The organism is Arthrobacter sp. M2012083, from assembly GCF_000281065.1.
Lineage (GTDB): Bacteria > Actinomycetota > Actinomycetes > Actinomycetales > Micrococcaceae > Arthrobacter.
Genome location: NZ_AKKK01000003.1, coordinates 43,694 through 55,472 on the forward strand (window position 1 = coordinate 43,694; position 11,779 = coordinate 55,472).

An 11,779-nucleotide genomic window follows, 5' to 3' on the forward strand; every position below is an offset into this window, starting at 1 on the left:
CGGGACAGCCGCCGTCATTGCTCGACGGCGGCTGTCCCGTTTCGCTTTATTGTTCGGCTTGCTCATGGCGTTTCTTGTCGGCCTGCAGGATGCCGTCCCGGACGCCTGCACGAACCACGAAGTACAGGAAATAGAGGGCGATCGCTGAGAAGACAACGGTCAGGACCAGGGCGTTAAGGGGCGTGGCATCCATGGCCCCAACACTAGTGGTGGGCTCCCGGGGCAACAGGAATCCACGGATTGCCGTTCTTCGTGTTAGGGTTTTTGACGCTGTCAAGGAGAATAACGAAACACGTTCTCCTGATCACCTTGCGCGGGTGGCGGAATGGCAGACGCGCTAGCTTGAGGTGCTAGTCCTCGAAAGGGGGTGGGGGTTCAAGTCCCCCTCCGCGCACAAAGAAACCCCCGGAAGTTGATCTTCCGGGGGTTTTGACGTTCCTGGGACTCGTTCCGGGCTACAGGCGCCCCGTTAAGCCGTCCCGCTTTAGGCGCCCGGTCGCGGAGCAAACATGATGACGCCCACCCCAACCAGGCATATGGCGGCGCCGATGACGTCCCAGCGATCCGGGCGAAAGCCATCAATGAGCATGCCCCACGCAAGTGAGCCGGCGATGAACACGCCGCCGTAGGCCGCCAGGACCCGACCAAAGTGCGCGTCCGGTTGGAAGGCCGCGAAGAACCCGTAGATTCCCAACGCCACGATGCCTAGTCCTGCCCACCACCAGGCTTTTCCTTCGCGCACGGACTGCCAGATCAGCCAAGCACCGCCGATCTCTGCAACGGCGGCCAAAACGAAGAGAATGATGGACTTCAGGACGGTCATTACCCCAGTATTCCGTGCTGCAGGGCACCGTTATCCACATACGTAATCCGACCGGTTCCAGTCCACCGTCCCGCCGAATAGCTTTGAGTGCAGGAGATGCACTAAGATATTGAAGTCTGTGTTACGCCCTCTTGCCGTGTTTTCGGCCGGGGAGCGCCAACGCAGCATCGCAAATGAACCTCCTGTTACGGAAATACCGTAACCGCTTAGCCCAAAGGAGGTGGGTTCACATATGCGTCCTTACGAATTGATGGTAATCATCGACCCCGAGGTCGAAGAGCGTACCGTAGAGTCGTCGCTTCAGAAGTTCCTCAATGTCATCACCACCGATGGTGGAACCATCGAAAAGGTAGACATCTGGGGCCGTCGCCGTCTGGCGTACGACATCAAGAAGAAGTCCGAAGGTATCTACGCCGTGGTGAACTTCACCGCAGCACCGGCTACCGCCAAGGAACTTGATCGCCAGCTGTCTCTCAACGAGACGATCATGCGCACCAAGATCATCCGCCCTGAAGACCAGAAGGTCGTTGCTGAGTAATCAGCCCCTTCCAGATCTTTACCCCGAAGGAACGAACAAGGAGGCAGTAGATGGCAGGCGAAACCACTATTACGGTCATCGGTAATCTCACCAATGACCCCGAGCTGCGGTTTACCCCGTCTGGCTCAGCAGTAGCGAACTTCACCATCGCTTCTACTCCCCGGACCTTTGACCGCCAGTCCAATGAGTGGAAGGACGGGGAAACCCTGTTCCTCCGCGCATCGGTATGGCGCGAAGCAGCCGAGAACGTGGCGGAGTCCCTCACCAAGGGCATGCGCGTCATCGTTTCCGGCCGTTTGAAGAGCCGTTCCTACGAAACAAAAGAAGGCGAGAAGCGTACCGTTATCGAGCTTGAGGTCGACGAAATCGGCCCGAGCCTGCGTTACGCAAACGCCAAGGTCAACCGTACCCAGCGCTCCGGCGGTGGGCAGGGCGGCTTCGGTGGCGGTAACGCCGGTAATTCCGGTGGCTTCGGAGGTGGCGCTCCTGGTGGAAACCAGGGCGGCGGCAACTCCGGTGGAACCTGGGGCGGCAACCAGCCCGCACAACAGCAGGATGACCCTTGGGCCACGCCCGGTGTCAGCAATGCTGGCGGCTGGGGCAACGGCCCGGATTCCGAACCTCCCTTCTAAACACCAAATAAACGTCCGACGCCGGACGCTCGCCGGAAGTGCCGAAAGGCACCATGGCGACAACCGCCGTCGAACACCACCATCCCGTGGATCAATATCCACGGGCTCCATAGAAAAGGAGCTCCACGATGGCTAAGGCTGAACTCCGTAAGCCCAAACCAAAGTCCAACCCCTTGAAGGCCGCTGACATCACTGTCATCGACTACAAGGACGTAGCATTGCTGCGCAAGTTCATCTCCGACCGCGGAAAGATCCGCGCTCGTCGCGTCACTGGCGTTACCGTTCAGGAACAGCGCAAGATCGCCCAGGCAATCAAGAACGCCCGCGAAGTTGCTCTGCTGCCTTACTCCGGCGCTGGCCGCGGCTAAGGGAAGGGATTAACTAACATGGCAAAGCTCATTCTGACCCACGAAGTAACCGGTCTCGGTGCTGCTGGCGACGTTGTGGAGGTCAAGGACGGTTACGCACGTAACTTCCTGCTGCCCCGCGGCTTCGCTCTGACCTGGACCAAGGGTGGCGAGAAGCAGGTTGAGTCCATCAAGGCTGCTCGCGCCGCTCGTGCGCACGCTTCTGTTGAAGCTGCACAGGCACAGGCCCAGGCTCTGTCCTCCAAAAAGGTCAAGCTCGAGGTGAAGGCCGGCGAGTCCGGTCGTCTCTTCGGTACCGTCAAGCCTGCTGATGTCGCTGCTGCTGTTGAGGCCGCTGGCCTCGGCGCTATCGACAAGCGCAACGTTGAACTGCCGAACCACATCAAGTCTGTCGGTTCGTACACGGCTAACGTTCGCCTGCACGAGGATGTTTCTGCTGTCATCGACCTCGAGGTCGTAGCAAGCAAGTAGTCTCTGACTGCACCTAAAGACCCCCGCTACCGGATTCCGGTGGCGGGGGTCTTTTTCTTTGCGGGGAAACCTAGGGGGTGTGCAACTCCTCCATAACGTGCTTGTAGCCGGTGCGAATCATTTCGGCCAGGACGTCCCTATCCACGTCGTCCAGCTTGTTCACGTACAGGCACGCGGCGCCGGTCTTGTGCTTGCCGAGTTCGGGAAGGAGCCGGTCAGCGTCCGCACCGTAAGTCAGCCCGTACAGTGCCAGGTTGGCCTTGCGCGGTGAAAAGCCGACGGCGGCGGCGTCACCTTCCCGGCCGGTGGCGTACTTGTAGTGATAGCTGCCGAAGCCGACAATTGACGGGCCCCACATCACAGCTTCCTGGCCTGTGATGTCGCGCATCATTTCCAGCAACTCGAAGCCGTCCTGGCGTCGCTGAGGATGCTCCACCGCGGCCAGGAATTCGTCCACGGATACCTCCGTGGGCTGGGTCTTGTTCTCTGCCATAGGGGTAGTGTCGCAGACGGGGGACGGGTGCGTCAGCACAAACCGGCCAGCACCCGATGATAGCCTTCAGCGATGACTTCAGAAGCCCTGCGCATCCGCCCGTTCCACCAGGTGGACGTCTTCTCCGAGGTGCCTTACCTTGGCAACCCACTCGCCGTCGTCGTGGATGCCGAAGGCCTCAGCACTGAGACGATGCAGCACTTCGCTAACTGGACCAACCTCTCCGAGACCACGTTCCTCCTCCCGCCCACAGTCCCTCAAGCCGACTATAAGGTGCGGATCTTCACCGGCAGTGAGGAGTTCCCTTTCGCCGGTCACCCCACGCTCGGTTCAGCGCATACGTGGTTGCAGGCCGGGGGAGTGCCCAGGACTGACGGCGTCCTGGTTCAGGAATGCGGGGCGGGTTTGGTGCGGGTAAAGCACGACGCCGGTCGATTGGCTTTCGCTGCACCACCGCTGACCCGCTTCGGCCCGGTGGATGACGATGTTCGGGCGCAGCTCGCTGCCGGCCTGCAGCTGCCCGGAGATGCCCTGCTGGATGCATCGTGGTTGGTCAACGGGCCCACATGGGTGGGCGTTCTCCTGGGTTCAGCAGAACTGGTCTTGGCCATCGAGCCGGACCTCGCAGCCATGGGCGACCTCAAGGTCGGGGTGATTGGCCCACACGAGCCGGGTGCCGGCGTCGACTTTGAAGTTCGCACTTTCATACCGGGCGACGCCATGGTGGAGGACCCGGTGACAGGCAGTTTCAATGCCGGTGCAGCTCAGTGGCTGATTGGCAGCGGCCGGGCCCCTGACGAGTACGTAGCCGCCCAAGGTACTGTCCTAGGCAGGGCTGGCAGGGTCCACATCAAAGCCGAAGATGGCGAGATTTGGGTTGGTGGAGCGTCTGCCACGTGCATCGAGGGTACGGTGCATCTCTAGGTTCCGGTCACATGCGTAACCTCAACCGCAAGGAGAATGACGATGACTGAGAAGCCTCCAACAGTGGACGCGTACATCTCCGCCCAACCTGAGGCCACTCAGCAGATCCTTCAGGAAATCCGCCGGACCATGCACGCCGCTGTGCCGGATGCCGGGGAGATGATCAGCTACGGCATTCCCACCATCACTATCGGTGGGCACTACGTGGTGTACTTCGCTGCCTGGGCGCACCACATTTCGGTGTATCCGGTGCCTCGGGGTGACGAAGGTTTGGCCGCGGAGATGGCCCCGTACCTGTCCGGCAAAGGGACGTTGAAATTCCCGCTGGCCAAAGAAATTCCCTTGGACCTGATAGCCAAAGTTGCCGCCCAACTGGCGGCGGGGAAGAGATAAAGGTCCCCGACTTCTCCGTTGGGGGCTATCGTGACAAACTCAAGGAGCTGGACAAACACATGAGAGCTGGCCGCCCCTACATCGCGCACTCCACCCGGCACCTGATTGACGCCCAGCGCATTGGGTAGAAGTTAAGCGGGCGCACCTAGGAGGAGCAAGTATGGATTCTGCACGGACCTTTGAGTCGATTGTCATCATCTTCAACCCCAACAGCACTGGGGACGCGCCTGAGTTGGCGCAGCAACTGCACCACCGGCTGAAGGAGCTGCTCACGTATCAGCCCGAAATCACACTCCAGCCCACTGAGCATGCCGGGCATGCCGTGGATCTGGCACGGAACGCAGCATCGAAGGGCGGTGATGTCCTTGTGGTCTCGGTGAGTGGCGACGGAGGCTACAACGAGGTGGTCAACGGCGTGATGCAGGCCGGGAACCCGAGGGCTGTCTGTGCGGTCAGGGCTGCGGGCAACGCGAACGACCATAGCCGGATCATCGCGACTAAACCCTTGGAAGAGGCCATCGCGGAAGGGCATGTCCATAACATCGACCTTCTCCGCATTCACACAGGCCAAAAAGAGAATGAGCCCCTTGAATACGCCCATTCCTATATCGGATTCGGCCTCACCCCGGTGGTTGCCACTGAACTCGAAAAGGGCAGCAAAGGTGCTCTCAAGGAAATGGTGACGGTGATCCAGACCTTCTCCAAGTTTGAGCCCTTTGGCATTCGACTGGCTGACGGGAAGCGCCGAAAGTTCGACAGTCTTGTCTTCGCCAACATCAACGAAATGGCCAAGTACGCCACGTTAAGCGAAGCAGAGGACCACCCCTCGGATGGGAAATTCGAGGTGATCGTCTTCCCGCACATGCCCAAGTGGCGCACTCTCCTGACTGCACTGAAAGCCACCACCCAAGGGCTGGGCGACCAGCCGAGTGTGAGTAGCTACGAATTCACTACGCTCAAGCCGCTGCCGTACCAAATGGACGGCGAAGTGAAGTCCGTGGAGGCTAACGTCAAGGTCAAAGTGGAGTGCGCTCCCCGCGCCCTGGCCACCCTCGGTTAGGCCGTTAGCCTGCGCAGGCGGCAGTGACGAAGTCGTAGATTCGGCCGCGCAGCCCGTTCGGCGCTGCAATCTTGAGCACGCCTATCCTTTCACCGATGGCGACCCTCAGTGGCAAGAGGGTACCCACCTTGTCCTCAGCAACAGCATGCGGATCACAACGGGCGGGCCGGAGCGTCAGTGGCAGCTCTTGCTTGGCCGTGCCTAGGAGGACATTCCTGGGCCAAGGGGCAGCGGGGGATTGGGCCAGTAACGTGGTTTCGTCGATCCCCTCAATAGTGAGGCTTTGCGCGTCGGTTCCCGGCGTGGCTGGAGTGATGATGAGGCGTACGACGGCGGTGCGACCGTCAGCGGCCACCTCAAGTCCCGGATCCAAGACGATTGTTGCGACGGCGGCTGCTTCCGCTGCGATGCATAGCTCCTCAGCGTTCCTGGGCAGGACGCCGAAGGGGTCGGAGGCGCTGGTGTTTTCCACTACAGGGTCCTTGCCAGGTGCTGAGTAGGTGATGCTGGCCTTAAGCTCGGTTGAATCATCGGCTGACGTCTTGCACGTGGCTGCGGGCAGCGCAGCGGGAAGGCTTTTGGGCTGACGGGGTGGTAACTCAAGACTGCCCGCCGACGGCTCCCAGGAAATGTCACCTTCGAACAGCGTGGATCGCAAGCGGGCTTCGGTGATGGTCAGGGGCGTGTCTGTGGTGTTGGTGAGCTGTATCTGGATGGCTTGCTTCCCGTATTGATCCCGCGATTGATTGACCTCCACGGTGACGGGGCGGGAACTCCCGCTGGTGGGCTCCGAGACTGGAACGCCCGAGCCACATCCGGCCACGAGCGTCAGCGTCACAGCGGCCATACCCACAGCGAAAGAATGCCACCGCCGGCTCATCATGCGATCAGTGTAGGGGCGCGGCCAAGCTGCGCGGTACCACCGCCGCCCGGAACTCGCCGCAAGCCCCGAGTCTTTGGATATGCTCGTCGAAATCGTAAAAAACGAAAGGCGACACTGATGTCATTCCAGGCCTACCTCGACGCTATTGAAGACAAAACCGGGCTCACCCCGCGGCAACTGGTCGAAATTGCGGAAACCAAGGGATTCAAGGACCCATCAGTTAAGGCCGGAGCCATCCTTGAATGGCTCAAATCCGATTACGACCTTGGTCGTGGCCACGGAATGGCACTGGTGCACGTCATCAGAAAGGGGCCAAGGATCGATAGCAAGCACGTGGGATCGGACGGGACCCACCGCGACGATTCGGACACGCTCTGGCTGGATGGCAAGGCCAGTAGGCCAACTCCCTGAAACATGTTGGCGAGCCAACACTAAGCATGCTTAGCTTAGGGTCGAGCCATTTCTTGATGTGCACGCAGAGAGGAACACCATGTCTACCGTGACGCAGCTGTTCAAATCCCCTGCCGCTGACATCTGGAAGGTAATTGAAGACGGCTGGCTCTATTCGGGCTGGGTTGTGGGTGCTTCAAGAATCCGCGCCGTGGACGAGCAATGGCCGCACGTGGGCGCAAAATTGCACCATTCTGTGGGCTCTTGGCCTTTCCTTATTGACGACAGTACCCAGGTGACAAGCATGGAACCCGGCCAAAAATTGGAGCTGCTCGCAAGGGGGTGGCCCTTGGGCGAGGCAAAGGTGCTGATCACCCTCGAGGACCTTGAAGGCTCTCAATGCCGCGTCTCCATCGCCGAGGATGCCGTGCGTGGGCCAGGAAAATTGGTGCCCAAAGCCCTACGGGATCCAATGATCTCCGTACGAAATCGGGAGACCCTTAGGCGTCTGGAACTTATGGCTGCGGGCGGGGCTGGCCGGACGACTCAGTTGCCTCCGGCGGAGGCCGGCTGACTAGCCGAAGGAATGACCCAGTCGAAGGCTTCAGCTTTGGAACGAGCTCCCTGGGCTGCCTTGGAGCGGTTCGGTTCACCCAGTTCGACCAGCAACTTTTCGGAAAGTACCACCAGCTCCGCGAAGACGTCCGGCGTGAGCCACCCGGGACGGGTTGCAAAGAGGATGTCTTCGCTGGAGGTATTGCCGCTGGCTCCTGGCGCGAACGGGCAGCCGCCCAGACCACCCAGGGCACCGTCCACCATGGCAGCACCGGCTTGAATGGCGGCTAGCGTGTTTGCCACTCCCAAACCCCACGTGTCGTGGCCGTGATATACGATCCTGCGCGCAGGTGACTCATTCCGCACACGGGTGATGAGCCGGGCAACCTGCGCGGGAATGGCCTGCCCCAACGTGTCGCAGATGACAATGTCGGTGGTGCCCTCAGCGCGAGGATCGTTCGCGATGGAGAGGATGCGCTCCTCCGGAACGTAACCCTCAAAAGGGCACGTGAAGGATGTGGCAATGCACAGCTGGATCCGGCCGTTCACTGCGCGGGTATACTCGACGGCCTCTGGCAAAGCGGCCAAGCTCTCGTCAGTGCTGCGCCCTATGTTCGCCTTGTTGTGCGAATCCGAGGCGGACAAACAGTACTGGAAGTTCCTCGCACCTGCGGCTGACGCTTTGGCAACGTGACCTGGTGTTGCCACCCAAATCCAGCATTTTTCCAGTTCCTCGGGGGTGAGGGCCCGGACTACTTCCAGGGTGTTGGCCATGGTCGGTACCAGGTCTGCGCGAGCCATGGAACCCAGCTCGATCGCGGGCACTCCCAGCCGCAGCAGTTCCCGCACTGTCTCGATCTTCTGCTCTGCAGGTAGGAGCTTGCCGGTGAGCTGGAGCCCATCGCGCAGCGTGACATCCCGCAAGAGAACGTTGCCCAGCGTTGAGGCAAGGGGGCTTTCAAAGCGGTTCATGATCGGAGGGCCTCCTTGCGGCCGGAAGCCGCATCGATCTGGGCGGCGTCCATGTTCAGGAGCCCGCCGAGGATTTCTTGCGTGTTTTCGCCCAGGTCCGGGCCCAGGTTCCGGATGGGCAGGGACTGGTCCCCGATCACCGGCACAATACCCGGGAAGCCGACGCCGGGAAGGACTTCCTCGCCTGTGGACACGTCGAACTTTTGGATCATGTTGCGCGCGGCGTACTGGGTGTCCGTGCTGATATCGGCCGCGGTGTAAATGGGGCCGGCGGGGACACCGGCGGCTTCGAGGGCTGCAAGGGCTTCAGCTCCTGATAGCGTCGCTGCCCACTCGCCGATTGCCTGATCCAGTTCTTCGCGCTTTGCCCAGCGCCCGGCATTTGTTTGCAGGGAAGGGTCCTCTGCGAGGTCCGGGCGGCCGATGGTCTGCATGTATCGCTGGTAGATCGAGTCGCCGTTGCCGGCCACCACGATGCTCGCACCGTCATTGCACACGTACGCGTTGGATGGAGCAATGCCCTCCATGCGGCCACCAACTCGCTGCCGATCCACACCGTACGCTTGGTAGTCCGGGATCAGTGATTCCATCATGGAGAACATGGCCTCGTTCAGCGCGACATCGATGATGCGCTCGGTGAGCGGAACAGCGCCAGCCGAGTCCCGGCGTCGTGCTTCACGCTGGTACAGGCTCATCATGGAGCCGAAGGCGGCGTACAGGCCCGCGATCGAGTCCCCGATGGAGACGCCCACACGCACCGGCGCGCGGTCCGGGTCACCCACCAGGTTGCGGAACCCGCCATAAGCTTCGGCGACGGCGGCGAAACCTGGCCGCTCGGACAATGGCCCGGTCTGCCCGAAGGCAGAGATGCGGGTGACGATCAGATCCGGATTGGCTTCATTAAGGACCTCCGGGCCCAAGCCCCATCTTTCCAAGGTGCCGGGGCGGAAGTTCTCCAGCAAGATGTCGCACTTGGCCGCCAGTTCCAGCACAGCCTGCTTGCCTGCCTCTGTGCGCAGGTCCAGGACAACGGACTTTTTGTTGCGGTTCAGCGTGCGGTAGAGCATGGATGTGTTGCCCTTATGCAGGCGCCAGTTGCGCAGTTCGTCGCCGGTACCGGGCCGCTCCACTTTGATGACCTCAGCTCCGAAGTCGGCAAGTAGCCGGCCGGCCGTGGGCGCGGCGATGTAGTTTCCGAGTTCCAAGACCCGGACGCCGTCCAGAGGGGCGATTGTTTGGTGTGTCATGGTCTTCCTTCGTCCGTGTTGGGTAGGCGGCAGGCGGGGCCGGTCAGAACAGCAGGCTCATGGGCAGGATCTGCAGGATCGCCACCACGGAGGCTACGGACACTCCCATCGTGACCGATTTGAGTGCACTCCTCACACTCTGACCCAAAAGTGACTGCAGTAGCCAGAACGTGTTGCTGGTGAACCAGAACGGCAATGTCTGACACAGGGAAATCCGATCGTTTGGCCTTTCGCGCCGAAGGCTGAGTCACGTGCGCACCGTGAGTCCCAAACTAAGTTAACAACATGACCTTCGTTATTCGCCCGGCAATCCAAGCTGATGTACCTGGCATCCTCGCCACAGAATTGGATGCCGGACGCACTTCACTTGCGCATGCTGAGCGATTCACAGCGAGTATTAGCGCCGCGATCGACGACCAGGCACGTGTCGTCGTCGTCGCCGAAGTGCAAGATGACGCTAATGCGGGCGGAGGGACCGCCGTCGTAGGTTGGGCGAAAACGCACTATTGGCACTACGGCGACGGGTCTGCGTGGTCCGGTCATTACTTGGGCGGGGTCACCGTGCGGCCGGATTTTCGGCGCCTTGGAGTGGCTTCGGAACTGACGGGGGCCCGTATGGCGTGGATTTGGGAACGGGCCGACCACGCTTGGTATGTGGTCAATTCGCTGAACGTGGCGTCGCTGGCTTTGCACCGGAAGTGGGGATTTCGTGAGGTGGCTCGGGGACCGGGATTTCATACGGTAACGTTCGACGGCGGCGAGGGGGTCCTGCTGCAGGCGGCGCGGCCGCTGTCCTGACCCTCAGGGACGCCCTTCAGCCTTAACATGGTCCTCAGATGCGCCGACCGGGGGAGTGTGTGATGGGGCCTTTGGAATCAATCCAAGCGAGCACGAGGCAAAGTGAGCCAGCCCGAAAGGGACTGCCTTCGAAGATTCGGCGGAAGCAGTCTCCGCGGCAACGGAAACTCGAGTTGGCGATTCTGCTGGTGCTGATCGTCGCCCTGGCACTGTCGGCTACGCCATGGCCTTCGGCAATGCTGATCCGAAGTGTTTTTGAACGCGGGGCGCAGGCAACGATAGACGAAATGACGCCGTACGTTCCGGATGCACCGCTGCAAACCCGGGCCGGCGTGGTGTACAAGCCCGGTTCCACCTTCGATGTCTTCAGTCCTGCAGGCACTACTGCGCCACTTCCCACTGTGGTGTGGATTCATGGCGGCGCTTGGATTTCCGGGGCCCAGCGAGATGTGAATCCCTATCTCCAGATCATCGCGGCCGAGGGTTACACCACCATTGGCATGAGCTATCCGATTGCGCCCGAGGCCACCTACCCCACGGCTGTGGGTGACATCAACGAAGCCCTTGCCTATATCAAGGCCCATGCCGCCGAGCTGAACGTGGACACCAGGCGCATCGTCCTGGCCGGGGACTCTGCCGGCGCGCAACTCGCGAGCCAAATGACCACTCTCACCGTGAACCCCGAGTATGCCAATCTCATGGGAATCCAGCCTGCGCTGCAGAAGACGGAACTGGCGGCCACCATCCTGCATTGTGGCGTCTATGACCTTCGGGCTATGGCCGACCTCAGCGGAATCGTAGCCTGGGGATTCAAGACGTCGCTGTGGGCCTACACGGGCACGAAGGATTGGTCCGCCACCTACGCTGGCGCGACCATGTCCACCATTGACTTTGTGACCGACGACTTCCCGCCGACGTTCATCAGCGGCGGCAATGGCGACGGGCTCACGTGGCTGCAGTCTGTTCCCTACAGCAACCGGCTAAAGGACGCGGGAGTCCCGGTGACCGAGCTTTTCTGGCCGGCTACGCACGAGCCGGAACTGCCGCACGAGTACCAGTTCCACCTGAACTTCGACGAGGCGCGCGAGGCGCGGGACAAGACCTTCGACTTCCTCTCCACGCACGCCCAGAGGCAGTAGGGCCCACCCGCTCCATCCGGGAATACTTCGGAGCATGGCCCTGTTCACTGATTTAGATGCAAACGCATGTAAGCTGGAAGAACGAGCAACAGG

General features: G+C 60.9%; 17 protein-coding genes and 1 tRNA gene. 12 read left to right on the forward strand and 6 right to left on the reverse strand.

Annotation, left to right across the window (positions count from 1 at the left end; translation table 11 throughout):
• Window positions 1-46 precede the first annotated feature (46 nt).
• Entirely contained in the window at window positions 47-193 is a 147-nt protein-coding gene (locus A477_RS23430; protein WP_017197271.1) for a hypothetical protein, read from the reverse strand.
• 118 nt (window positions 194-311) lie between these two features.
• On the opposite strand from A477_RS23430, the gene A477_RS0101450 reads away from it, so the two are divergent.
• Window positions 312-394: transfer RNA gene (locus tag A477_RS0101450), tRNA-Leu, on the forward strand.
• 90 nt (window positions 395-484) lie between these two features.
• Here the strand turns inward: A477_RS0101450 and A477_RS0101455 are convergent.
• Entirely contained in the window at window positions 485-823 is a 339-nt protein-coding gene (locus tag A477_RS0101455; RefSeq protein ID WP_017197272.1) for a YnfA family protein, read from the reverse strand.
• Between the two features lie 232 nt (window positions 824-1,055).
• Between A477_RS0101455 and rpsF the strand changes: the two genes are divergently transcribed.
• From rpsF to rplI, 4 genes are all read left to right on the forward strand, one after another.
• Window positions 1,056-1,361: a 30S ribosomal protein S6 gene (gene rpsF / locus A477_RS0101460; RefSeq protein ID WP_011776755.1), complete on the forward strand. Its 306-nt coding sequence runs from the start codon at window positions 1,056-1,058 to the stop codon at window positions 1,359-1,361.
• A 50-nt stretch (window positions 1,362-1,411) separates the two neighbouring features.
• Window positions 1,412-1,993, forward strand: coding sequence for a single-stranded DNA-binding protein (locus A477_RS0101465; RefSeq protein WP_011776754.1), 582 nt, complete (start codon window positions 1,412-1,414; stop codon window positions 1,991-1,993).
• A gap of 128 nt (window positions 1,994-2,121) precedes the next feature.
• The gene (rpsR, locus tag A477_RS0101470; RefSeq protein WP_003800144.1) at window positions 2,122-2,361 is read left to right on the forward strand and encodes a 30S ribosomal protein S18; all 240 of its coding nucleotides are present in this window, start codon (window positions 2,122-2,124) and stop codon (window positions 2,359-2,361) included.
• Between the two features lie 18 nt (window positions 2,362-2,379).
• A complete protein-coding gene (rplI, locus tag A477_RS0101475) occupies window positions 2,380-2,832 on the forward strand; it encodes a 50S ribosomal protein L9 (RefSeq protein WP_017197273.1) in 453 nt (150 codons plus the stop codon).
• A 70-nt stretch (window positions 2,833-2,902) separates the two neighbouring features.
• On the opposite strand, the gene A477_RS0101480 is transcribed toward rplI, so the two are convergent.
• Window positions 2,903-3,325 carry a DUF1801 domain-containing protein gene (locus A477_RS0101480; RefSeq protein ID WP_020372776.1) on the reverse strand — a complete coding sequence of 141 codons (423 nt, stop codon included), beginning with the start codon at window positions 3,323-3,325 and terminating at the stop codon, window positions 2,903-2,905.
• Between the two features lie 72 nt (window positions 3,326-3,397).
• Here A477_RS0101480 and A477_RS0101485 point away from each other — a divergent pair, with 72 nt between their 5' ends.
• The 3 genes from A477_RS0101485 to A477_RS0101495 all read left to right on the forward strand — a co-directional run bounded on the left by A477_RS0101485 (window position 3,398) and on the right by A477_RS0101495 (window position 5,702).
• Window positions 3,398-4,249, forward strand: coding sequence for a PhzF family phenazine biosynthesis protein (locus A477_RS0101485; protein WP_017197275.1), 852 nt, complete (start codon window positions 3,398-3,400; stop codon window positions 4,247-4,249).
• Window positions 4,250-4,291: 42 nt separating this feature from the next.
• Window positions 4,292-4,642, forward strand: coding sequence for an iron chaperone (locus A477_RS0101490; RefSeq protein ID WP_017197276.1), 351 nt, complete (start codon window positions 4,292-4,294; stop codon window positions 4,640-4,642).
• Between the two features lie 160 nt (window positions 4,643-4,802).
• Entirely contained in the window at window positions 4,803-5,702 is a 900-nt protein-coding gene (locus tag A477_RS0101495) for a diacylglycerol/lipid kinase family protein (protein WP_017197277.1), read from the forward strand.
• A 4-nt stretch (window positions 5,703-5,706) separates the two neighbouring features.
• On the opposite strand, the gene A477_RS0101500 is transcribed toward A477_RS0101495, so the two are convergent.
• Window positions 5,707-6,585, reverse strand: coding sequence for a hypothetical protein (locus tag A477_RS0101500; RefSeq protein WP_237715693.1), 879 nt, complete (start codon window positions 6,583-6,585; stop codon window positions 5,707-5,709).
• A gap of 117 nt (window positions 6,586-6,702) precedes the next feature.
• On the opposite strand from A477_RS0101500, the gene A477_RS0101505 reads away from it, so the two are divergent.
• Together A477_RS0101505 and A477_RS0101510 are read left to right on the forward strand one after the other, a co-directional pair.
• On the forward strand, window positions 6,703-6,996 hold the full coding sequence (locus A477_RS0101505) for a DUF4287 domain-containing protein (protein WP_017197279.1): 294 nt from the start codon (window positions 6,703-6,705) through the stop codon (window positions 6,994-6,996).
• Between the two features lie 79 nt (window positions 6,997-7,075).
• The gene (locus tag A477_RS0101510; protein ID WP_017197280.1) at window positions 7,076-7,549 is read left to right on the forward strand and encodes an SRPBCC family protein; all 474 of its coding nucleotides are present in this window, start codon (window positions 7,076-7,078) and stop codon (window positions 7,547-7,549) included.
• Here the strand turns inward: A477_RS0101510 and A477_RS0101515 are convergent.
• Both A477_RS0101515 and A477_RS0101520 read right to left on the reverse strand, forming a co-directional pair.
• Window positions 7,522-8,502, reverse strand: a complete 981-nt coding sequence (locus tag A477_RS0101515) for a hydroxymethylglutaryl-CoA lyase-like TIM-barrel protein (RefSeq protein WP_017197281.1) — start codon at window positions 8,500-8,502, stop codon at window positions 7,522-7,524. The two genes, A477_RS0101510 and A477_RS0101515, sit on opposite strands and share 28 nt — an antisense overlap.
• A complete protein-coding gene (locus A477_RS0101520) occupies window positions 8,499-9,749 on the reverse strand; it encodes a CaiB/BaiF CoA transferase family protein (protein ID WP_017197282.1) in 1,251 nt (416 codons plus the stop codon). Before A477_RS0101520 ends, A477_RS0101515 begins: the two co-directional genes overlap by 4 nt.
• A gap of 285 nt (window positions 9,750-10,034) precedes the next feature.
• Here A477_RS0101520 and A477_RS0101530 point away from each other — a divergent pair, with 285 nt between their 5' ends.
• Together A477_RS0101530 and A477_RS0101535 are read left to right on the forward strand one after the other, a co-directional pair.
• Window positions 10,035-10,547, forward strand: coding sequence for a GNAT family N-acetyltransferase (locus A477_RS0101530; RefSeq protein ID WP_017197284.1), 513 nt, complete (start codon window positions 10,035-10,037; stop codon window positions 10,545-10,547).
• A gap of 173 nt (window positions 10,548-10,720) precedes the next feature.
• On the forward strand, window positions 10,721-11,686 hold the full coding sequence (locus tag A477_RS0101535; RefSeq protein WP_017197285.1) for an alpha/beta hydrolase: 966 nt from the start codon (window positions 10,721-10,723) through the stop codon (window positions 11,684-11,686).
• The last annotated feature ends 93 nt before the right edge of the window (window positions 11,687-11,779 follow it).

Coding starts and splice junctions, on each gene's coding strand:
- A477_RS0101495 (WP_017197277.1), top strand. CDS start 4,803: ATGGATTCTGCACGGACCTTTGAGTCGATTGTCATCATCTTCAACCCC.
- A477_RS0101485 (WP_017197275.1), top strand. CDS start 3,398: ATGACTTCAGAAGCCCTGCGCATCCGCCCGTTCCACCAGGTGGACGTC.
- A477_RS0101510 (WP_017197280.1), top strand. CDS start 7,076: ATGTCTACCGTGACGCAGCTGTTCAAATCCCCTGCCGCTGACATCTGG.
- rplI (WP_017197273.1), top strand. CDS start 2,380: ATGGCAAAGCTCATTCTGACCCACGAAGTAACCGGTCTCGGTGCTGCT.
- rpsF (WP_011776755.1), top strand. CDS start 1,056: ATGCGTCCTTACGAATTGATGGTAATCATCGACCCCGAGGTCGAAGAG.
- A477_RS0101465 (WP_011776754.1), top strand. CDS start 1,412: ATGGCAGGCGAAACCACTATTACGGTCATCGGTAATCTCACCAATGAC.
- A477_RS0101530 (WP_017197284.1), top strand. CDS start 10,035: ATGACCTTCGTTATTCGCCCGGCAATCCAAGCTGATGTACCTGGCATC.
- A477_RS0101520 (WP_017197282.1), bottom strand. CDS start 9,749: ATGACACACCAAACAATCGCCCCTCTGGACGGCGTCCGGGTCTTGGAA.
- A477_RS0101480 (WP_020372776.1), bottom strand. CDS start 3,325: ATGGCAGAGAACAAGACCCAGCCCACGGAGGTATCCGTGGACGAATTC.
- A477_RS0101505 (WP_017197279.1), top strand. CDS start 6,703: ATGTCATTCCAGGCCTACCTCGACGCTATTGAAGACAAAACCGGGCTC.
- rpsR (WP_003800144.1), top strand. CDS start 2,122: ATGGCTAAGGCTGAACTCCGTAAGCCCAAACCAAAGTCCAACCCCTTG.
- A477_RS23430 (WP_017197271.1), bottom strand. CDS start 193: ATGGATGCCACGCCCCTTAACGCCCTGGTCCTGACCGTTGTCTTCTCA.
- A477_RS0101515 (WP_017197281.1), bottom strand. CDS start 8,502: ATGAACCGCTTTGAAAGCCCCCTTGCCTCAACGCTGGGCAACGTTCTC.
- A477_RS0101455 (WP_017197272.1), bottom strand. CDS start 823: ATGACCGTCCTGAAGTCCATCATTCTCTTCGTTTTGGCCGCCGTTGCA.
- A477_RS0101490 (WP_017197276.1), top strand. CDS start 4,292: ATGACTGAGAAGCCTCCAACAGTGGACGCGTACATCTCCGCCCAACCT.
- A477_RS0101500 (WP_237715693.1), bottom strand. CDS start 6,585: ATGATGAGCCGGCGGTGGCATTCTTTCGCTGTGGGTATGGCCGCTGTG.